Origin of the sequence: Streptomyces sp. NPDC001914 (assembly GCF_042891215.1) — a bacterium.
Taxonomy (GTDB): Bacteria; Actinomycetota; Actinomycetes; order Streptomycetales; family Streptomycetaceae; genus Streptomyces.
Genome location: NZ_JBIASW010000004.1, coordinates 345040 through 365648, shown reverse-complemented (window position 1 = coordinate 365648; position 20609 = coordinate 345040). Strand labels below are relative to the sequence as shown.

The window sequence follows — 20609 nt, the reverse complement described above, 5'->3', positions numbered from 1 at the left end:
CGACCATCCCACCGGACCTGACCAGGAATTTTCCGCCCCCTGTCAGCGGCGGCGACGCCCGAACAAGCGATGCCGGAACCGGGAGTGCCGCTCGTGCCACCGTGCCCAGACGAGTTCCTCGTTCGAGGGCGCGTTGAACCGCTGGGAGACCGCTGCATAGGCCTGCAGGAGGCTGAGGAGGTTCGGATCGACATCGGGAAACTGTCGTTCCCGTTCCACGAACGGTGCGATGGCTTCCCATACCTTCGTGATCCGGGCCCGTGCCATCATGCTGGCGGCGGTTTCGTCGATGACACCGAGCGCGTACAGGCCGGCGAGCGTCTGGAAGAAGTAGGCGACGCTGTACACCGCCGACTTCGCGTGAGGTGACAGGCCTCGCAGGCCCCCGTCCGGCGTGTGATCCCTGTTCAGATCGCCGAGAACGTAGATGTATTGATCGTGAAGCTCGGCGGACCGGAACTCGGCGAGCAGGTCCATCAGGGCGGGCATGTAGTTCGCCTGCCGGGCGATCTGCACCTGCCGTGCGCCGAACCACATCGAGGCGAGCACGGCGAACACAGAGATCGAGATGGCCAGCACATTCAAGAAGGTGGCCCCGTCCACGAGCGCATCGTAGAACCGGGGCCCTGGGTTGGCCAGGGCGCATGGTCCCGGCACATGGGTCGGGGAGGGGGTGCCGGTCGGGCGTGGGGTGCCGGTCGGTTACGGGTGGTGTGGGTGCACCGGTTGTGGGTGGTCGTCCGGGGTGTTCAGGTGGAGCATGGCCGTTTCGTCCGGGGTGCCGGGGGGTGCCTGGTAGACCACCATCCGCTGGCCGCCCGTCCGGGCCAGTCGCATGACCTCGTAGGTGAGGGTCATCGGACCGACTCTCGGATGCCGGAAGGACTTCTGCCCGCCGCCGCGTTCGCAGACGTCGTACCGCTCCCAGAGTCGCGCGAACTCGGTTGATTTGAGGACCAGTTCACCGACGAGCGTGGTCAGCTCGGGGTCGTCCGGGTCCGCTCCGGCCACCGCCCGCAGATGGGCCACCGAGAGCGCGACCGTCTCCTCCCACGGCTCGTAGAGCGTCCGGCCGACCGGGTGGAGGAAGAGGTACCGGGTGAGATTGCGTTGCTCCCGGGGCCAGTCCCAGAGGCCGGGCAGCAGCCGCCGGCCGGGCGGATTCGCGGCCAGTACACGGTTGAAGCGGCTCACCACGTAGGCGGGGAGCGGACTCATCGACTCCAGCATGTGCAGCACCGAGTCGCGAACCGTGTGATCGGAGGAGGCGGGCAGTTCACCCACCCGTCCGGACGCCAACTCCACCAGCTCGTAGAGGCGTTCGTAACCGTCGCCGCGCAGCCGCAGGGCACGCCCGATGCCGTCCACGACGGCGGGCGAGGGATTGGCCTCCCGGCCACGCTCCAGCCGGATGTAGTAGTCGACACTCACTCCCGCCAGCGCGGCCAACTCCTCCCGGCGCAGTCCGGGAGTGCGGCGCAGCCCCGCGCCGGCAGGGAGGCCGACGTCCTCCGGGCGGACCTGAGCCCTGCGGGCCTTCAGATATCTGCCGAGTTCGGTGCCCCGCGCGTCTGTCGCTGCCATTCGGCCCATTCTGGCAGGTGGGCGGGAAACGTGGGGGGCCCTGTCGGACCCTGGAACGCCGTACCCCGGAACAGGCCGGTCTCCCGAACCGGCGCGCGAAGGCGGAGAGTCGATCCCGAAGCGGGCGGCCCGACCGCCGGGGCCCAGGGTGTGCGAGGCACAGGACCGCGGCCCCGACGGTCCGGTGCCGCCCGCCGACTCTCCCGATCCACCGCCGATTCCCCTTGCCTGCCGAGGAGTTCACCCATGCGCACCCCCGCCCCGTCCGCGGCCACCGCGACGACCCACGACCAGGTGCTGCCGTCGTCGACCGCCGCACCCCGGCGACGACAGCGGCACGGATCCCCACCGGACGTGCTGCCCGTCGGCGCACCCACCGCGCCGCGGAGCGGCGGCACCGCCCTGATCGCCGCGCTCCTCGGCTTCACGGTGATCACCATCGACGTCTCGGCCGTCAACATCGCCCTGCCCGCGATCGGTACGTCCCTCAGCGGCGGGATGACCGGACTGCAATGGGTGGTGGACGCGTACACCCTGATGTTCGCGGCCCTGATGATCTCCGCCGGTGCCCTCGCCGACCGTGCGGGCGCCCGCCGCGCCTACGCCTGGGGCGTGGCACTGTTCACCCTCGCCTCCCTCGGCTGCGCACTGGCGCCCGGCATCGGCGTGCTCGTCGCCGCGCGCGTGGCGCAGGGCGGCGCGGCCGCGATCGTGATGCCGGCCTCGCTGGCCCTCATCCGGCAGGCCTACGACGACGCCCGGGCACGTGCCCGCGCCATCGCGCTGTGGACCGTCGGTGGTTCGGTGGCGATGGCGGCGGGTCCGGTGCTGGGCGGCCTGCTCACCGACTCCGCCGGCTGGCGGTCGGTCTTCCTCCTCAACCTCCCGGTCGGTGCGGTGATCCTGGGCCTGCTGGTCCGGGTACCGCGCTCCGTGCGCCGCCCCGCCGCGGTGGACGTCGGCGGCCAGCTCACCGCCGTACTGGCCCTGGCCGGGCTGGCCTTCGCGGTCATCGAGGGCGGCCACCTGGGCTGGACCAGCGGTCCCGTGGCGGCCGCCGCCGCGCTCGCCGTGGCCTCCGGGTGCGCCTTCGTCGTCGTGGAGGCCCGGCACCGTCGGCCCATGGTCCCGCTGACCATGCTGACGGATCGCCGGGTGGCCGTCCCGCTCGCGGTCGGCTTCGCCGTCAACGCCGCCTTCTACGGCGGGATCTTCCTTCTCGGCCTGTACTACCAGCAGTTGCGCGGAATGTCGGCGATCGAGGCCGGGCTGATGTTCGTCCCGATGTCCGCGGTGGTCACGGCGACCAACCTCGTCTCGCCGCGGCTTGCGGAACGGATCGGGCGGCGGGCGGTGATCGTCGCCGGTCAGCTGGTCTTCACCGGAGCGATGCTGGCCATGGTGCCGCTGGCCGCGGACACCCCTGTGCGGATGGTGCTGATCCTGCTGCTGCCGCTGAGCATCGGAGGGGCGCTCGTGGTGCCGGCGCTGACCGCGCTGCTGATGGACGCCGTGCCGGGAGAGCGCGCGGGGACGGCGTCGGGCCTGCTCAACTCGTTCCGCCAGACGGGCGGGGCGCTCGCCGTCGCCCTCTTCGGCGGCCTGCTCGCCGGCTCCGGCGGGGACTTCTCCCTGCCGGGCATGCGCGTCGGTCTCCTCGCCGTCGCCGCACTCCTCGCGGCAACCGCCGCACTGTCCCGGATCTTCCTGCCCCGCGGTTGACGAGCGAGGCCGACGCGGGACGGCGGGGTCATCGGGAAAGGCTCGACAGGAGTTCCTCGCGGCTGTTGACACCCGTCTTTCGATAGATCGCTTTGAAATGGTCGTTGACGGTGTGCTGGGAAAGATTCAGACTGCGCGCGATCTGTTTCACGGCCAGCCCGTCGAGAGCCCGCCGGATCACCTCCTGTTCGCGTGAAGTGATCCCGTACAGAACGGCCGCGGCGGGCAGCAGTACGTCGGAGGAGGCGGACTGGATGGTCACCGCGACGCCTCCGAGGTCCGATTCCTCGAGCCGCTGGGCCTCCAGCACGATCCAGCCGTCAGGGCCGGGGATACGGCTCAGCGCCTGACGGCCGGGCTGTCGTGCCATGAGGGCTATGTTCCAGACATGGGCGAATATCTCGCTCTCGTCCGCCGTCTCGGCGTCCTGGACGAGTTTGCTCACCCATTCATGACCCGTCCGGGTCACCGCCCTTATCGTGTCGCTGCTGTCGATCACCACAATTCCGGGCGGGGGAGCGCTGCGCACAGGGCGCAGGAAACGACCGGCGACGTAATGCCTCAGCGCCTGCGCCAGGGGTCCGGCCAGCCGGCCGGCGTTCACCCCGTCGGCCGCCGAGAAGGGGATGCCGCCGCTTTCCCTCAGGAGGACCAGCAAACCCCAGGTCAAACCCCTCAGGGTCAGAGCGGCCCGCAACTCGCTGCCGACGTCGGTCGCCTTCATGAACTCCTGGTGGCGGATACCGCGCCGGCCCCGCGGTGGGTCGGAATCGAGGACCGCGACGGGCCGGCCCCGTCCGGCCAGCGCGGTCAAGGTGTGTTGCCCGTGCCCCAGGATTTCCGCGGATTCCAGTTCACGATAGAATGAAGCGGCATAACCATGTTCCTTGGTAAGAAAGCATGCCGCGCCCGTGATCGGGTCCACCCCTCTCAGCATGTATCCGTCGTGCGGTACGAGTTCCGCGATCTGCCGTGAGATCACCGCACCCAGTTCAGGGATTGTCGTGGCTTCCGCGACCGCGGGCGCGAGAGAGCGGGCCGTCCGTTCCACGTCCGGATTCATGGAAGGAGTGTGGATCCGCGCCGTTCGGCGAGTACGCATTCCCGATACGTTGGCCGAGAGGTGACACTCCTTGGCGCGTATGCGGCAGCAATCGGAGAATCGGAATTGGAAGTTTCCGTTCCCATCCCTTCCGTGCGGTCGCCCGGTCCTGAGTGGCCACGGACCGGGCGACCTGGGTCATTCCGTCAGCATTCCGGGACGGCTCCGTCGTGGAATGCCTCGTTGCCGTCCACGTACGCCCCGTAGGTCCACCCCGTGACGAAGATTTCCTGACCGGTGGTGGCGGTGTACCGCTCGGACACGGTGTGGTACCAGACGTTTCCGCGGTTGCTGATGTTGTCACCGCGGTCCCAGCAGTCGGCGACGATGGCGTCGCCGAACCTCAGGTCCGGCACTCCCACCTTGCCGCTCCGGGTGTGCGGAGATTTGAAGACGCCGGCGCTGTCTCCCGAGACGGGGATCAGCGCGTTCGCGGCGGACGCGCTCCCGACCCCCAGGAACAGCACACCGGCGCTCAGTGCCGCGACGACGGCGCCGCGACGCGGCAGGACCCTCTTCATCATCATTTCCCCCTGTTGTTCGCCGGCGACGCGCTGCCGGGCGGGTGCCCCGTGGTCCGGCGCACACCCAGGACGATGCCCTGCTCGCAGAACCGAGTGAATCCCCCAGAAATCGGGGGGTGACAAGGGGCCGCCGGTGAGTCTGCCGGCCGGCAGCGCGCGGTGACGTGCTCTCCGGGCGGGGTGTACTGTCGGAGCACCGGAAGTAGAAACGCGTGGTCACCGCAGCACATCGACGCAGGTCGACGGACCGGAGACCAGGCGCGCACACGCGGTACCGGACGGGCCGCCACTTCTTCACACCGAAGGAGTGCGCAATGACAGTCCGTCGTCCTGGAGCCGTCGAGAAGGCCGGTCCCCCCATCGAGGAAGCCTCTCGTCCGCCACGTTCCCTCCGCGAAGCGGGGGCAGCCCTCGCGGGGCTGTCGGCGGTGTTCCTCTTCGAGATGCTCGACAACTCGATCCTCAACGTCGCGCTGCCCACCATCGGCCGCGAGCTGTCGGCATCGACGACCGTGCTCCAGTGGGTCACGGGCGTGTACGCGGTGGTGTTCGGCGGACTGATGCTCGCCTTCGGCGCCCTGGCGGACCGGGTCGGCCGCCGCAAGGTCATGCAAGTCGGACTGGTGCTGCTGGGCGGGGCGAGTCTGGCGACGGCGTTCGTCACGACGGCGGACCAACTCATCGCGGTCCGCGCCGCCATGGGCGTCGCGGCCGCGATGACGACGCCGGGCTCCCTCGCCCTGGCGTTCCGCCTGTTCGACGAGGACGCGCTCCGCGTCCGTGCGACAACGCTGATCTCGACCGTCGGGCTGGTCGGACTCGCGATCGGGCCCACGGCCGGCGGCCTCGTGCTCGCGTTCGCCCCGTGGCAGATGCTGCTGCTGGTGAACGTGCCCATCGCCGCGCTCGCGTTCGCCGGCATTCGACGCGGCATCCCCGCCGACAGGGCGGACGAACTGCACCGGGACCCCGTCGACGTTTCCGGTGCCCTGCTCGGCACGGCCACGATCGCCCTGGCGCTCGTCGCACCCACGCTGTTCGTCGACGCGGGTACCGCGTCGCTTCTCCCGTGGCTGACCACCGCGGCGGCCGCCATGTCGGCCGTGCTGTTCGTCGTCCGCCAGCGCCTGGCCCGCCACCCGCTGCTCGACCTCGAACTCATCGCCCACCCCCTCGTGTCGAGCGGGCTGGCGTTCAAGGCCGCCGCGAGCCTCGCGACCGCGGGCCTCGGCTACCTCGTGACCCTCCAACTCCAGCTCGACTGGGGCTGGACACCCGCGCAGGCGGCTCTGGGCCTGCTGCCGCAGGTCGCCGTGCTCATCGCGGGCGGTGCGCTCATCGGTCCGCTGGTCACACGCGTCGGCCTCGACCAGGCCGCCCGGCTCGGCGCGGGAGCCGTCGTATGCGGGCTCGCCGTCTACGGGCTTCTGGGCCGCCTCGGCTACGTATGGGTCGCTCTCGCCCTCGTGCTCGTCGCCGCCGGTATGCGCGTCGTCGGCGTCGTCGCCGGGACCAACGTGATGCGGGGCCTCCCGCTCAACCGCACCACCATCGGATCGGCGCTGGTGGACACCGCGGGCGAAGTCACCACCGGCATCGGCATCGCTGTCGGCGGGACCATCCTCGCCGCCCTCTACACCGGCGACCTCACCACGGCGGACTGGAGTGCTCACGAGACCGCGCAGTTCCGCGAGGCGGTCACCTGGGCCGGCCTGGTGCTCACCGCCGTGACCGCGACGCTGGTGGGATGGGGCATCACGCGGGCCCGCCGTGTCACGGACAGCGCGACGCCGTCGTCGGCGACCGCTGCTGAAGGGGCCTGAGGGAAGGCGAGGTCGTGGCCGGCCGCGTACCCGTCCCGGGCAGCCGTGGAGGTGCGTAGGTGCGCCTCTCAGGTGCTGCCCGGGACAGGCGTGGACCGGTGCCTACCGCGCAGACGTACGGGTCAGCCTCCCTCGCCCCGACGCGTGCGGCGTGCGGGTCAGCCTCCCTCGCCCCGGCGCGCCTGGCGGGCGAGGGACCGGAAGTCCTGCCAGCGCACCTGGGGCCGGTCGAGACCGCGGTGCCGCAGGTAGCGGGCGGTGGCCCGGCGGGTCGTGCGCAGTACGGACACCGCCTCGCTCGCGCGGCCCGAGCCCATCGGCTCCACCACGCTCGACGGGACCAGCAGCAACGCGCCGTCCGTCACCCGCAGTTCGCCCCGTACGAGCGCGTTGTGCATGTTGTTGAGACGCTCGTCGTGCCGGTGCACCAGGAGGGAGGCGGGGCCCGGAACGGCCGCGCAGTCGGCCGGCACGTCCACGGCGAAGCCACTGTCGACGGGCACGGGGCGGGTCCGCGCCAGCACCGGCGCGCCCGTGATGTCACGGGCGGCGAGCACGGCCGTGGGGTAGCGCGCGAGCAGCGCGGCGCCGGGGAGGGCGGAGTGGGGCAGCGGTCCGTCCCCCGGAGGCGCCGCCCGCGTCACAGCGGACAACGGTGGCCGCACCACGACCTGTTCGGGGGTCACGGTGATCAGCAGCCGCAGGTAGTACCAGTCCATCATCCGGCGCAGCGGGGGAAGGACGTAGGACCTGCTGTGCGGCTGCCGCTCGAACAGCATCCGCCAGTAGTCCTCGGCGCCCTGAGGGCCCGTCATGATCTCGTCCGGGCACTCGGCGTGCCCGCCGACGAAGATCTGCCGGGGCTCCTTCAGACCGCTGCCCGTGGGGTCGGAGAAGAGCAGCCCGACACGGCCGTCCCGGCGGATGTTCAGTGCCTTCTGGGCGAACGCCAGGGACGTGCTCAGCAGCAGCGTCCCGTCCGGCCGGCGCCGCACCGCCGTCGGCCAGGCGAGCGGGGTGCCGTCCCGGCCCAGGGTGGCGAACTCGCAGGTCCGGTAGGCGTCCAGGACGTCGAGCGGGGCGGAGTCGAGGAGAGGCATCGTGCTACTCCCCGGCCAGCGGGGCACGCAGGGCGCGACGGTACGCGGCGTACTGGCGTCGGCCGAGGGCCCGCCACAGGAGCCGTCCGATCAGCGGAACCCGGCCCAGGAAGTAGGCCTGTTCCTCGGGCGTCGCCTCCTCCAGGATCGCCCCGAGCGCCAGCATCCGCTTGCTCTTGGGTATGCCCTCCATGCCCCGCTCGCCGACCAAGTCCCATTCGGGGACGGTCAGATGCTCCGCGACGAGCGGCAGCACCGACCGCTCCTCCTCGTCGAGATGGACCAGCAGCGCCGCGCGGTGCGCGTCCAGGGCCAGGGCCAGTTCCTCCCCGGAGATCGGGTCGGCGGACCTTTCCCACACGGGGAGCCATTCGGTGACGGTCGTCAGCGTGCGGTCGATCTCCGCGTGCTGGGCCTGCATCCGGCCCGTTCGTTCGTCGTCCTGCGGGGCACGCCTCCGCAACAACGGCCAGATCAGCTCGTCCTCGGCGTGATGATGGTGGTGCAGGCCCATGACGTAGTCCCGCAACGCCCCGGCGATCCGCGCCGCTCGGGCCGTGTCCCCTTCGGGAACGGCCCGCACCAGCACGGGCAGTGTGGCCGACTCGCGGCGGAACACCCGGTGCACCACGACCATTTCGTGGGTATGAGGACGCTCGGCGGTGGAAGAGACGCCGTGGCTGCTGTTGACGGACATGCTCACTTGCTCCAACGATCAGATGGGTGTCAAGGCGGCCCCAGCGTCACGCGTCCCGCTTGGCGTTCACTTGGCGCCCGGCTTGGCGCAAACGGCTGGTGCCCCGGCTGGAGACCCGCGGGCACGGATGCGTCCCGGGGCCGTGCGCGGCTGGAGCCCGGAGCGGTGCGCGTTTATCGTCCGTTGACGGAACGGGCGCAGGTCTCGGGTAAATTCCGCGGGCGTGCTGCGTTTGCGAGTCCTGGGTCCGCTGGGCGCCGAAGTCGCCGGGACACCGGTCGCCTTGGGCGCTCCGCGTCAGCGCGCCGTCCTGTCGCTGCTGATCGCCGCCCGGGGCAGCGTCGTACCCGTGGACCGTATGACGGACGCGCTGTGGCGGGGCGAACCGCCGGCCAAGGCGCTGGTGTCCCTGCACGCCTATCTGTCGAACCTGCGGCGCTGTCTGGAGCCGGGGCGGCCGCCGCGCACCCCGGCCGCCGCTCTGGTCACCGCCCCGCCCGGGTACGCCCTCAGGCTCCCCGGGGACGCGGTGGACGCGTGGCGCTTCGAGGCCTGGGTCGGCCGGGCCCGCAGTGCTCCGGCCGAGGAGGCGCGGGCGCTGCTGGCCGAGGCGCTCGGCTGGTGGCGGGGGCCGGCCTTCGCGGGGCACGCGGACGAACCCTGGGCCGCCACCGAGGTGGCCCGGCTCGACGGGCTGCGCGCGGAGGCCCGTGAGCGCGCCGTCGCCGCGGATCTGGCCACCGGCCGGGCCGCGCAGGCCGTGCACGACGCACAGGGTCTCGTCGAGGCCGGCCCGCTGCGGGAGGAGGGCTGGCGGTTGCTGGCCCTGGCCCAATGGGCGTGTGGCAGGCAGGCCGACGCGCTCGCCTCCCTGCGCCGTGCCGCGGCCGTACTGCGCGACGAGATCGGCTGCGATCCCGGCCCCGCACTGCGGGACTTGGAACGGGCCGTGCTCACCGGACGGCTCGACGTCCTGCGCGATGCGACACCGGAACCGTCCGCCGCACCGTCCGCCGCGCTCGCTCGGTGGCCTGCCGCAGCGCCCGCGGCGTTGGCCGTGCCGCCTGCCACACCGTCCGCGGCCCTGGGCGCGCCGCCTGTCCCACAACCTGCTGGCCTGGTCGTGCCGTCTGCCGTACCACCCGCGGGCATGGTCGTGCCGCCTGGCGCACCACCCGCAGGCATGGTCGTGCCACCTGGCGCACCACCCGCGGCCCTGATCGTGCCGCCTGCCACTCGTCCTGCCGGCCTGGAGGTGCCGCCTGCCGCAGCGCCTGCGAGTCTGGCCGCGCCGCCAACCGCAGCGTCCGCGGGCCGGGCCGTGGCGCCTGCCGTGCCGTCCGCGGGCCTCGCCGTGCAACCTGCCGTGCCGCCCGCCGCGCGGCCCACCGCGGCCCCCGCCCGTGTCGCGCCGCCGTCCGCCGGGTCCGGCCTGTTCGTCGGCCGGGGTGCGGAGTTGAGCGCCCTGGAGGCGGCGGCCCGGGCCGCCGGGCAGCGCGGGGGTCTCGTGCTGGTCACCGGCGAGGCGGGTGCGGGCAAGTCGGCCTTCCTCGGCCAGGTGGCCGCCGGGCTGACGCGGGCCGGCTGGCGGGTGGTGATCGGGCGCTGTCCCGAGTACGAGGGCGCTCCGCCCGCCTGGGCCTGGGTGGAGGCGCTCGGCGCGCTCGCCCGCGAGGTGCCCCCGGCCGCCCCGGACGAACTGGCGGTCCTGCTGCGGGAGTCGGACGGCGCCGCCGTCCCCGCCGGGGCCGAGGCGGCCGTCGGCCGCTTCCGTATGCACCGGGCCTTCAGCGCCTGGCTCCGCACGGCGGCCGCGGTGGCGCCGCTCGCCGTCGTGCTGGAGGACGTGCATCGCGCCGACGCCGAGACACTGGCCCTCGTCGAGGCGGCCGCCGCGGTCACGGGAGTCCCGCTGCTCACCGTCGCCGCGTACCGGCCCTCGGACGTGGACGACCATCTCCTCAAGACCCTCGCCCAGTTGGCCCCGCTCGCCCCGCACCGGATCACGCTCGGCGGTCTGGCTCCGCAGGACACCGCGACCCTGGTGGAAGCGGTCTGCGGAGGTCCGGTCGACCCGGCGACGGTGGCCGCGCTGGCCGAACGCACGGGCGGGAACCCGTTCTACGTCCGGGAGAGCGCGCGCCTCCTCGCCGACGAGGGTGCCCTGGTCGCGATCTCCGAAGTGCCGCAGGGCGTACGTGACGTGCTGCGCAGGCGCCTCGCACTGCTGCCCGCCGCCGCCCGGGCCGTCGTACAACTCGCCGCCGTACTGGGCCTGGAGGCCGAGGCCGGTCTGCTCGTCGACGCCTCCGACGGGGCGGAGGAGGAGGTCCTGGACGGGCTGGACGCGGCGCTGGCCGCCGGACTGCTGGCCGAACCGGGCCCCGGCCGCGTCCGGTTCGTACACGCCCTGGTGCGGGACACCGTCTACGCGGACCTGTCCGGGGTGCGACGTGCGCGGCTGCACGCCCGGGTCGCCCGGCTGCTGCGCCTGCACCGGCCAGGTGAACTCGCCGCGTTGGCACACCACTTCGCGCGCTCGGGCAGCCCGGACGACGCCCCCCTCGCCGTCGACTACGCGCTGCGCGCCGCCGAGGCCGCCGAGCGGCGGTACGCGCACGACGTCGCCGTCACGCTGATCCAGCAGGCCATCGACACCCACACCGCCGCGGCGCGTGAGGACACGCCGCCGGACCGGCTGATCGAGCTGCTGGTGCGCCTCCTCGGAGCCCAGGTCCGTACCGGTGCCACGGATGCCGCCCGCCGCACCCGGCGGCGGGCCGTCGAACTCGCCGAACAGGCCGACCGGGGTGACCTGGTGGCGGCCGTGTACGGCGCCTGGACCGAACCCACACCCTGGCGCAGCAGGTTGGACGGCCCCTACGACCGGATCACCCTGGCCCGCCTCGAACGCCTTTCGACGGCAGGGGAGTTGGACGGACCCACGCGCGCCCGAGTACTCCAGGTACTGGTCGACGCGGTCGCGGGCGAGGACGCTCCCCGTGCCCTGGAAGCCGCCCGCGACCAGCTCGCCCTGGCCCGCGCGGACGGCGAACCCCGCTTGATGGCCGCCGCGTTGATGACATCGGCGAGGCTGCTTCCGCACGAGGCCCACGCCGAGGTCCGGCCCCCGCTCACCGAGGAGCTGCGCCGCCTCGCGCACGCCCATGACCTGCCCGCCTACCGCTGGGTGTGCGAGCACCTCGACGCGATGACCGCCGCGGCCCGCAACGACCCCGCCGCGGTGCGCCGGCACACCGCCGAGGGGCTTGTGCTCGCCCGCCGCTACCGCCTGGTGTGGGCGCAGGGGCTGGGCGCGGCGACCTCCGCCATGCTGGCCGCCGTAAGCGGCCGCTTCGACGTGGCCGAGGCCGGGTACGCGGAGGCCGACGGCCTGCTCCAGCGGGTCGGCGCCCACCACGCCACCGGGCTGCGCACGCTCGGCCTGATCAGCATGCGGCTCCTCCAGGGCCGTACGGCCGACATCGAGCCCATGGTCCACGCCGTGTACGAGTCGGCCGGCGACTCGGTCTCCGTGGCCCGGGCGCTGGTCCTGGCCCGCCTCGGCAGACTCGACGAGGCACGAGCCGTACCCGTGCCACCGGAGCCGGTGCGGGACCATCTCTACGGCCTCGAACTGGACTTCCGCGCCCAGCTCGCCGTGCTCGTCGGGGACCACGCGAGCGCGGTGAGACTGACCGGGCACCTGGAACCGCTGCGCGACCAGCTCGCGGGCGCGGCCGGTGCGGCCTACGCGAGCCGGCCCCTCGCGCACGCACTCGCCGACCTCCACCGGTTCCTCGGCGAACACCAGCGAGCGGCGGACGCCTATGCGCTGGCCGAGCGCACGGCACGGGCCTGGGGGGCGGCCCACCTCGCCGAACACGCCGCCCGGGCCGCGGCCGGCCTGTCGGCCGAACGGGGCCGCCGACGCGTCGTCCAGGGCATCGCCTTCCCCGGATAGGCTGTGCCGCTGTGGAGCGGATCTTGGTGGTGGGGGTGACGGGCGCGGGCAAGTCCACGCTCGCGCGCACGCTCGGCGAACGGCTGGGACTGGCGTACCACGAGATGGACGCGCTCTACTACGACGGCCCCGACTGGGCCGTGAACGGCTCGTTCGCCGAGGACGTGGCGCGCCTCGTCGCCGGGCCCCGGTGGGTGGTGGACTCCCTCGGCCGTCCGGAGGTCCGTGACCTCCTGTGGGGCAGGGCCGACACGGTGGTGTGGCTGGACTACCCGAGGCACGTGGTCGCACCCCGTGTGGTGCGCCGCTCGCTGCGCCGCTCCGCCCGTCGCGAGGTCCTCTTCGGCGGCAACCGGGAGACCTGGCGGGGGTGGCTGAGCCCGGAGCATCCGGTCCGGTGGTCCTGGTCCCAGTACACCGGCCGACGCCAGGAGATCGAGAGCCTGACCCGCGATCCCCGCTTCGCCCCGCTCGAAACCCTGCGCTTCGCCCGCCCCGACGCCACCGCCACCTGGCTGGCGACGCTCCGGCGCACGGAGCCCGGAAGCGCCGGCGAGGGGTAGCGGCTTCGCGGGACGGGCGGAGGGGAGCTATTCGGCCGGTTCGGCGATCAGCGCCGTACCGATCCTGCGGAAGCCGAGCCGGGCGTAGATCCGCGCGACGTCGTCGTCACCCGCGGAAAGGAAGACGGTGTCCGCTCCCCGCGACCTGGCGTCGGTCACCAGCGCTCTGGTGACCGCGAGTGCGAGGCCGCAACGGCGGGCCGAGGGAAGCGTTCCGACGCCGACGATCTCGCTGACGCCCGCGAGCGGCTGGTGCTGTCCGGACGACAGGGCCGCCCCGTCCTCGACGGCCGCGGCGACCACCGTCAGACCCGCCCGGATGCGCGCCACCACGCGCTCCACCGATCCGTCGGCGACGCAGGCGGCGATCGCGTCCGCCAACTGCGGCGTCCCCACGAGACCGACGGCGGTTCCGGGGTCGGCGAACGCGAGGTGAGGAACGGCCAGGGCGCTGGTCAGCAGCGGATCGTCCACGTCCATGATCCGCACCGAGGTGGTGCCGGGGGAGGCCTCCGACGGCGTTGCCGGAGTGTGCGGATCGAGCGCCATCAGCGGATGCTCATGGACCACGAGTCCGGATTCCTCGACCGCCGGCCGCAGCGCGGGCGTGGTCTCGGCGACCCATTCGAAACTCTCCGGGATCCCCAACTCCCGCTGACGCGCACGGACCTTCTGCACGTCCGAGGTCTCCAGCGGTCCGGACCACCCCCGCCTGGGACGTGCGTAGAACGGCCAGCCCCGGCCTTCCCGCACGAACAGGGTGAGCGGCCCGACGTCCTCGGCACGTGCGCCGTGGCGCGGGACCGCGTCGTAGTACTCCTCGAGCCGGTCCAGCAGGGCCCGCTCAGGATGATCCTCGAAGTCTGCAGAAGTCACGTCGGGCATCCAAGCAACAGGACATCACCGACGCCACCGGATTTGACCCTGTCCGCGGGAACGCCCGTCCGGAGATCGCTCCCGGACCCCGTTCCGCGGAGCGAGGTCCGGCGGGCCTCGCCTCGTCCGGCCCGCGCGTCGCAAACGGCTGGAATCTCCCCCAGGGGGAGGTCCTACGGTCCTGACCGACCGTACGCGATGGTTCGAAGGAGGTCTGTGATGGCGACGTTTCTGCTGGTCCCGGGACTATTCATGGGTGGCTGGGCCTGGAGTGCCGTGGCCGCCGAGCTGACCGGGCGAGGGCACCGGGCGCTTCCGGTGACCTTGCCCGGCATGGCCGAGCGGGCGGGGGAGGACCCCGCGGGCGTCGGACTGACCGAGCACACCGGCGCCGTGGCGGCGCTGCTCGATGCGGAAGGCCCGGGGATCGTGCTGGTGGCGCACAGCTACGGCATCTTCCCCGCCCTCGCGGCAGCCGACCGGCGCCCGGGCCAGGTCGCCCGGGTGGTGTTCGTGGACACCGGGTTCCCGGAGCCGGGTGAGTCGTTGATGGCGCAGATGCCACAGCTCGACCTGCTGGACCGAGCCGTCGACGGCGTCGTCCCGGTGCCCGAGGAGATCCCGGCGCTGCACGCCGTCCCCCCGGCGGAGCTGGAGCGCTACCACCGGCTGGCCACCCCGCAGCCCGTTCGCACCATCACGGAGCCGCTGGAGCTGACCGGCGCCTGGCTCAAGCTCCCGACCACCGGCGTCCTCTGCCTCGCGAACGGTCTCAGCGTGGAGTTCGCCCGCACCCTGCACGGCACCGGTCTGCCCCGGTTCGCCAAGCTCGCCGAGCCCGGCGTCACGTTCTTCGAACTGGCCACCGGCCACTACCCGATGCTCTCCGCCCCGATGGAGCTGGCGGACGTCCTGATGCGCGCGGCGAGCGGCGGGGGTGTCGGCCTGTACGAGGGGTGAGCACCGGAGGCCACGCGCTCGCGCCCCGTCGCTCTCAACGGAGCGGCGGTGAAGGCGCGTACGCCACCGGGATCTTGGTCACGAGGTGTCCGGCTCGCTTGTAGGTGCGGATCAACAAGGCCGTCTGGACCTCCCGCACGCCGTGGAGGGCGGAGAACGCCCGGGCGTGGAAGGCGTCCATGTCCGCGACGGTGGCGTGGCTGCTGTAGCCGAGGACGTTGGCGCTTCCGGTGGTGACGACGAGGTGCCGGATCGAGGGGTCGCCGGCGAGGTGGCGCAGGGCGGCGTCGAGGTGGGTGTGGTCGACCCGGAGCCGGAAGCGCGCCTCGACCGGGTAGCCCAGCACGCTCGGTTCCGCGAACAGCCGCAGGTGGAAGACGTGCGAGGCGAGGAGCCGGTTGAGCCGTCGGCGGACGGTCGACTCCCCGAGGTTCAACCGGGTCGCCAGGCCGGCTGTGGACATCCGGGCGTCCTCGGCCAGCAGGGCCGCCAGTTCCCTGTCCACGTCGTCCACGTCGATCGGGGCGGGCGGGCGTCGCCCCTCCATCGCCAGCTCGCGCATCCTCGTGGGCCGCGACTCGTACGGCGCCCAGTCGACCGCGGTGAGCAGGAGCCGTACGACCAGCGCGGAATGGATGTCGAGGACTCCCGGCATGGAGCCGATCACCCGGTCGACCAGCTCGATCAGCCTGTTCTCGTCGGCGACCAGCATTTCCGCGAGGACCACCAGATCACCGGTGGCCACCTCCACCGACCGGGCGTCCTGCCGCGCGGCGATGGCGCGGGCCACCTCGTCCAAGTGACCGGGAGCGCAGCGGACGGCCAGTTCGACGACCAGTCCCTCACCGAGATACTCGCCCAGCAGTCCGCCGATGAACCGCACCTGCCCCGTCCTGAGCATGCGCTCCAGCCGCCGGGCCACGGTGCGTTCGTGCAGACCGACCTGCGCGCCCGCGTCGGCGAACGAACCGCGGGGCCGCTGGGCCAGGAACTGCAGGATCGCCAGGTCCTGACGGTCGAAGAACGATCGACCGGTGGGGTCGGATTCCGCCATCCCGCTCCCTCCCTTGCCTGAATCCGCCGGCCAGACGACGTCGATGCCCGATCCGCGCATTCTTCCGGCCGCTTCTTGCCTGGTTCCGGTGAGGAACCGCAGATTACCGGACAGCATCCGCCAGCCGACATCCGGCCGTCCGCAGAGGTAGGGCCCATGCCCGAGGCAGTCACCAGACCTTCACCCCGTTCCACACCGACGACCCCGCACGCACCCGTGTCCACCGTGGCCGTCCTGGTCTCGATCGTGCTCGTCGAACTCTCCAGCGGCATCACGCAGGGCTTCCTGTCGCCGGTCCTGCGCAGCCTGACCGACGTGCTGCACGTCACCGCCGCCGACCTGAACTGGATCAGCATCGCCAACCTGATGGCCAGCGTCGCTTTCACACCGCTGCTCTCCCGGCTCGGTGACCTCCACGGCCACCGCCGGGTGCTGCGCTGGAACATCGCCGTCGTGCTCGCCGGCTCGGTGGTCGTCGGGCTGGCCGGATCCTTCCGCACCCTCATGATCGGCCAGGTGCTCCAGGGCGCCTTCGCGGGCTTCTTCCCGCTGCTGGTCGGCATCCTGCGCAATCGCCGCAGCGCCGCCGAGAGCCGGCGCGCCATCGGCACGATGGTGGCGGCACTGGTGGGCGGCATCTGCGTCGGCGGGGTGGCCAGCGGCCTGGTCGCCCACTCCGTCGACACCCCGACCGCGGCCCTGTGGGTGCCCACGTTCGCGGTCGGTATCGCGTTTCTGGTGACCTGGCCCCTGCTGCCCGAGACGACCGAGCGTCCCGGCGGTCACCTCGACGTGCGCGGTGGGATCCTGCTCTGCACGGGTCTCGTCGCGATCATGCTCGGCCTCGGACAGGGCGGTATGCCGGGCTGGGAGTGGACCTCCCCGCGCACCCTGGGCTGCCTGGCCGGCGGCGCCCTGGTGACGGCCGTATGGGCACGGGTGGAGACCCGCACCACCGACCCGATGATCGACGTCAGGCTGTTCCGGCGCCGCAACGTCTCCGTGGTGGCCATCGTGACGACGACGTTCTCGTTCTGCATGATCGGCCTTCAGGTGGCCGGGGCGATCTTCATGGGGACGCCCGAGGAGACGGCCGGTTACGGTCTCGGACTGTCCCCTCTGCAGATCGCCTTCGCGATGATCCCCGCACTGGCCGCGACCGGCATCGCGGCGACGGCTTCACCGGCGCTGGCCGCCCGGATCGGTGACCGGGCCACCCTCGTCACCGGCTCCCTGCTCATGGCCGCCGGCTATCTGTCCACTCTCGCCCTCCACGACTCCCTGACCCCCTACCTGATCTGCCAGACGGTGGCAGGTCTCGGCGCGGGCGTGCTCCAGCAGGCCACACGGACCCTGGCCGTCGAATCGGTCCCCAAGGAGCAGACCGCCGTCGGCTCGGGCATCAACGAACTGCTCATCAACGTGGGCGGCTCGCTCGGAGCGGCCTGCGTCCTCGCCGTCACGGCCGCCGCCACACCGGCGGGCGCCGCCCTGCCCCGCTACTCCGCCTACGCGACCTGCTGGAGCGTGTGCATCGCGGTGTCCCTCGCCGGTGCCGCGGCCTCCCTGCTCTACCGGCCCGCCACCCGCCCCGCCTGACAATCCCCGAGAAAGGACACGCAGTTGAGCCGGCAAACCCTGCGCGAACACACCCGCGCCGTCGTCACCCGACGCCGGGACGACGTCATCGCCCTCAGCCACAGCCTGCACTCCGAACCCGAACTCGCCTACGAGGAGCACAAGTCGGCCCGGAAGATCGCCGACCTCGTCGAAGCCTCCGGGTTCGAGGTGCGACGCGGCGCCCACGGCCTGGAGACCGCCTTCGAGGCCACCGCCGGCACCGGAGACCTCGTCGTCGCGCTCACCGCCGAGTACGACGCGCTCCCCGGCATCGGCCATGCCTGCGGACACAACGTCAACGGTGCCGCGGCCGTCACAGCCGCTCTCGCCCTGGCACCGGTCGCCGACGCACTCGGCCTCACCGTGAAGCTCCTGGGCACACCGGCCGAGGAGTACGGCGGAGGCAAGGTCGACCTCCTGAAGGCGGGAGCCTTCGACGACGTGGCCGCCGCCATGATGGTGCACGCCGCACCGGCGGACGCGGTCGGCATGACGTCCCTGGCCATCGGCAGCTGGAAGGTGAGCTACACCGGCCGTGCCGCCCACGCCGCCGCCATGCCGCACCGGGGCGTCAACGCCGCCGACGCCATGCTGGTCGCGCAGGTGGCGATCAGCGCGTACCGCCAGCAGATGATCCCCGACGGCGTCGTCCACGGAGTCGTCACCCACGCGGGCGACGCACCCAACGTCATCCCGGCACACGTCACCGCCGACTACGACTGCCGCGCGGCCACCGCGGAAGACCTGGCCGAACTGCAGGCCCGCATACGTGCCTGCTTCGAGGCCGGCGCGCACGCCACCGGCGCCGAACTCGCCCTGGAAGCCGTCGGCAACGACTACGCCGACCTGCGACAGGACCTGGCCCTCTCCGCCGCCTACCGGGCCGCCGCCGCCGGCCTCGGGCGCGTGATCGACGACACCCCGAGCTCGCTGCGAGCGGGGTCCACCGACATGGGCAACGTCTCCCATGTCGTCCCCACCATCCACCCCTCCATCGGCTACGACTGCGGCGACACGATCATGCACAACCCCGAGTTCACCCGCTACGGCACCAGCGCGGGAGCGGACAGGGCCGTCCTCGACGGCGGTCTGGCCATGGCGTGGACGGCGCTCACCCTGGCCACGGACGAGGAGCAGCGCACAAGCCTGCTCACCCGGCTCGCACAGCGTCGGCGGGCATCGCACCCCGGCAGCCTCCTCACGCCGTGATCCATCGTGCCGGCCGGGACGCCTGGCTCACGCCGTGATCCATGGCGCCGGCCGGCACGCCTGCGCGTCGGCTCGCATCACCGGGCTCGCCGTCGGCCCTCGCCGCGTGGAGCGCGGTGATTTAGCATCTTCGGGGCGTGTGCGAACCGGTGCCGGGGGGTACGACGTGGCCGTCTACGGACTCGAGAACCGCTTGGTCGTGGGTGTCGCCTCCAGCGCACTGTTCGACCTCGCGGAGGCGGATGCCGTCTTCCGTGACCAGGGGGAGGAGGTCTACCGCGCCCACCAGGAGGAGCACCTGGACGACAGGCTCGGCAAAGGCGTGGCCTTCCCCTTCATCCGCAGGCTGTTGTCACTGAACGACCTCTCACCCGATGACCCCCTGGTCGAGGTCATCATCCTGTCCCGCAACGACCCCGACACCGGATTGCGGGTCATGAGGTCCATTCAGTCCTACGAACTGCCCATCTCCCGGGCCGTCTTCATGCAGGGCCGCTCGCCCTACCCCTTCATGCCCGCCCTGAACATGTCCCTGTTCCTCTCCGCGAACGAGGACGACGTCCGCGAGGCCGTCGCGCTCGGTCTTCCTGCCGGCCGCGTGCTCGGGCCGTCCGCGGCCGACGAGGGCGACGACCAGGACCTGCGCATCGCCTTCGACTTCGACGGAGTCCTCGCCGACGACGCCGCGGAGCAGATCTACCAGGCGGGCGGTATCGAGGACTTCCGCTTCCATGAATCGGCGAACGCCGCCACCCCGCACGATCCGGGCCCGCTGCGCGACTTCCTCGCGGGCGTCAACCGGCTCCAGCGGCGCGAAGAAGAACGACGGGCGCAAGACGCCGGCTACAGGATGCGCGTGCACGTCTCCCTCGTCACCGCCCGCGCCGCCCCCGCTCACGAACGCCCGGTGCGCAGCCTGAAGAACTGGGGCGTGACCGTGAACGACGCCTTCTTCCTCGGCGGCATAAACAAGAGCACGATCATGGAGGTTCTCAAGCCGCACATCTTCTTCGACGACCAGGTCGGCCATGTGACCGGCACGGCCCGCAGCACGCCCAGCGTGCACGTCCCCTTCGGAAAGCTGAACGAACCGGAGCGCCGGGCCACCGGGCAGGCGCAGCCATGAGGCTCGCCCCGGGTTGATGCAGCCGCCCCCGTCTCAGGTGAGATCGCGCCACCCGCGGTCGAGCAGGTCGAAAGCCCTCGTCATGACCTCGTGAGGGTCGTCGTGGCCGCGGGCGGCGTGGGGTGCTTCGAGGGCGAAGTGGGCCAGGGCGGTACAGGCCGGATCGCCGGCGGGAAGCCCGCTCTCTTCCGCGATCACCTCGGCGAGCGCGGAGGTGTGGCGTAGCCACATGGCCTGGTGGTAGTCGCGCAGGGCCGGGGTGTTGTTCACCAGGTCGAGGAAGGTCGTGAAGCGGGGATCACTGTCGGCACCCGCTCTGCGGTGGCGCAGCGCGTGTGCCCGCAGGGCGTTCGGGATGGACTGGCCCGGAGCCCGCCGGCGTACGGCGGCCAGCAGGTCGGCCTCCATGTCGGCCTCCTCGTCGAAGACCAGTGCCTCCTTGACGGGGAAGTGCTTGAACAGGGTGGTGGTCGACACGTCCGCCGCGTCGGCGATCTCGCGGATGCCCACGTCGTCGTAGCCGCGCTCGAGGAACAGGCGCAGGGCGGCGTCGGCGATGGCCTGGCGGGTGGCCGCCTTCTTGCGCTCGCGGCGTCCGACGGGGGCGGGGGCGTCATCGCTCCGGCGACTGGCTTCGGGCATGAAACTAATCTACACCACTAGTTGACTCGATTAAAAAGTTGAG

17 protein-coding genes are annotated in these 20609 nt (G+C 72.2%); 8 read left to right on the top strand and 9 right to left on the bottom strand.

All coding sequences use genetic code 11. The features are described 5' to 3' along the window. Positions 1-42: 42 nt before the first annotated feature. Together ACFYYF_RS14215 and ACFYYF_RS14210 are read right to left on the bottom strand one after the other, a co-directional pair. Positions 43-603 carry a hypothetical protein gene (locus ACFYYF_RS14215; protein WP_388775167.1) on the bottom strand — a complete coding sequence of 187 codons (561 nt, stop codon included), beginning with the start codon at positions 601-603 and terminating at the stop codon, positions 43-45. A 99-nt stretch (positions 604-702) separates the two neighbouring features. Next, positions 703-1584 (bottom strand): helix-turn-helix domain-containing protein, encoded by an 882-nt coding sequence (locus ACFYYF_RS14210; RefSeq protein WP_388775164.1) that lies wholly within the window; start codon positions 1582-1584, stop codon positions 703-705. 246 nt (positions 1585-1830) lie between these two features. Here ACFYYF_RS14210 and ACFYYF_RS14205 point away from each other — a divergent pair, with 246 nt between their 5' ends. Beyond that, positions 1831-3306, top strand: a complete 1476-nt coding sequence (locus tag ACFYYF_RS14205; RefSeq protein WP_388775161.1) for an MFS transporter — start codon at positions 1831-1833, stop codon at positions 3304-3306. 28 nt (positions 3307-3334) lie between these two features. Here the strand turns inward: ACFYYF_RS14205 and ACFYYF_RS14200 are convergent, their stop codons facing one another. Together ACFYYF_RS14200 and ACFYYF_RS14195 are read right to left on the bottom strand one after the other, a co-directional pair. Next, a complete protein-coding gene (locus ACFYYF_RS14200; protein WP_388775159.1) occupies positions 3335-4369 on the bottom strand; it encodes a helix-turn-helix transcriptional regulator in 1035 nt (344 codons plus the stop codon). 185 nt (positions 4370-4554) lie between these two features. Further along, positions 4555-4935, bottom strand: a complete 381-nt coding sequence (locus ACFYYF_RS14195) for a hypothetical protein (protein ID WP_388775157.1) — start codon at positions 4933-4935, stop codon at positions 4555-4557. A gap of 311 nt (positions 4936-5246) precedes the next feature. Between ACFYYF_RS14195 and ACFYYF_RS14190 the strand changes: the two genes are divergently transcribed. Next, the gene (locus tag ACFYYF_RS14190; protein ID WP_388775154.1) at positions 5247-6755 is read left to right on the top strand and encodes an MFS transporter; all 1509 of its coding nucleotides are present in this window, start codon (positions 5247-5249) and stop codon (positions 6753-6755) included. 158 nt (positions 6756-6913) lie between these two features. On the opposite strand, the gene ACFYYF_RS14185 is transcribed toward ACFYYF_RS14190, so the two are convergent. Next, entirely contained in the window at positions 6914-7855 is a 942-nt protein-coding gene (locus tag ACFYYF_RS14185; protein WP_388775151.1) for a pyridoxamine 5'-phosphate oxidase family protein, read from the bottom strand. A 4-nt stretch (positions 7856-7859) separates the two neighbouring features. Next, positions 7860-8552 (bottom strand): hemerythrin domain-containing protein, encoded by a 693-nt coding sequence (locus tag ACFYYF_RS14180; RefSeq protein ID WP_388775149.1) that lies wholly within the window; start codon positions 8550-8552, stop codon positions 7860-7862. A gap of 358 nt (positions 8553-8910) precedes the next feature. Here ACFYYF_RS14180 and ACFYYF_RS14175 point away from each other — a divergent pair, with 358 nt between their 5' ends. Both ACFYYF_RS14175 and ACFYYF_RS14170 read left to right on the top strand, forming a co-directional pair. Next, entirely contained in the window at positions 8911-12516 is a 3606-nt protein-coding gene (locus ACFYYF_RS14175; RefSeq protein WP_388775722.1) for a BTAD domain-containing putative transcriptional regulator, read from the top strand. Positions 12517-12527: 11 nt separating this feature from the next. Further along, positions 12528-13079, top strand: coding sequence for an adenylate kinase (locus ACFYYF_RS14170; protein ID WP_361680011.1), 552 nt, complete (start codon positions 12528-12530; stop codon positions 13077-13079). 27 nt (positions 13080-13106) lie between these two features. On the opposite strand, the gene ACFYYF_RS14165 is transcribed toward ACFYYF_RS14170, so the two are convergent. After that, positions 13107-13964 (bottom strand): GNAT family N-acetyltransferase, encoded by an 858-nt coding sequence (locus tag ACFYYF_RS14165; RefSeq protein WP_388775147.1) that lies wholly within the window; start codon positions 13962-13964, stop codon positions 13107-13109. A gap of 210 nt (positions 13965-14174) precedes the next feature. Between ACFYYF_RS14165 and ACFYYF_RS14160 the strand changes: the two genes are divergently transcribed. Continuing rightward, entirely contained in the window at positions 14175-14915 is a 741-nt protein-coding gene (locus tag ACFYYF_RS14160) for an alpha/beta fold hydrolase (RefSeq protein ID WP_388775144.1), read from the top strand. Between the two features lie 34 nt (positions 14916-14949). On the opposite strand, the gene ACFYYF_RS14155 is transcribed toward ACFYYF_RS14160, so the two are convergent. Continuing rightward, a complete protein-coding gene (locus ACFYYF_RS14155; protein WP_388775141.1) occupies positions 14950-15969 on the bottom strand; it encodes an Lrp/AsnC family transcriptional regulator in 1020 nt (339 codons plus the stop codon). 156 nt (positions 15970-16125) lie between these two features. Between ACFYYF_RS14155 and ACFYYF_RS14150 the strand changes: the two genes are divergently transcribed. The 3 genes from ACFYYF_RS14150 to ACFYYF_RS14140 all read left to right on the top strand — a co-directional run bounded on the left by ACFYYF_RS14150 (position 16126) and on the right by ACFYYF_RS14140 (position 19924). Then, positions 16126-17568 (top strand): MFS transporter, encoded by a 1443-nt coding sequence (locus tag ACFYYF_RS14150; protein ID WP_388775138.1) that lies wholly within the window; start codon positions 16126-16128, stop codon positions 17566-17568. Positions 17569-17592: 24 nt separating this feature from the next. After that, entirely contained in the window at positions 17593-18798 is a 1206-nt protein-coding gene (locus tag ACFYYF_RS14145) for an amidohydrolase (protein WP_388775136.1), read from the top strand. A 166-nt stretch (positions 18799-18964) separates the two neighbouring features. After that, entirely contained in the window at positions 18965-19924 is a 960-nt protein-coding gene (locus ACFYYF_RS14140) for a 5'-nucleotidase (RefSeq protein ID WP_388775132.1), read from the top strand. Between the two features lie 33 nt (positions 19925-19957). Here the strand turns inward: ACFYYF_RS14140 and ACFYYF_RS14135 are convergent, their stop codons facing one another. Then, positions 19958-20566, bottom strand: a complete 609-nt coding sequence (locus ACFYYF_RS14135) for a TetR/AcrR family transcriptional regulator (RefSeq protein ID WP_388775129.1) — start codon at positions 20564-20566, stop codon at positions 19958-19960. Positions 20567-20609: the final 43 nt, after the last annotated feature.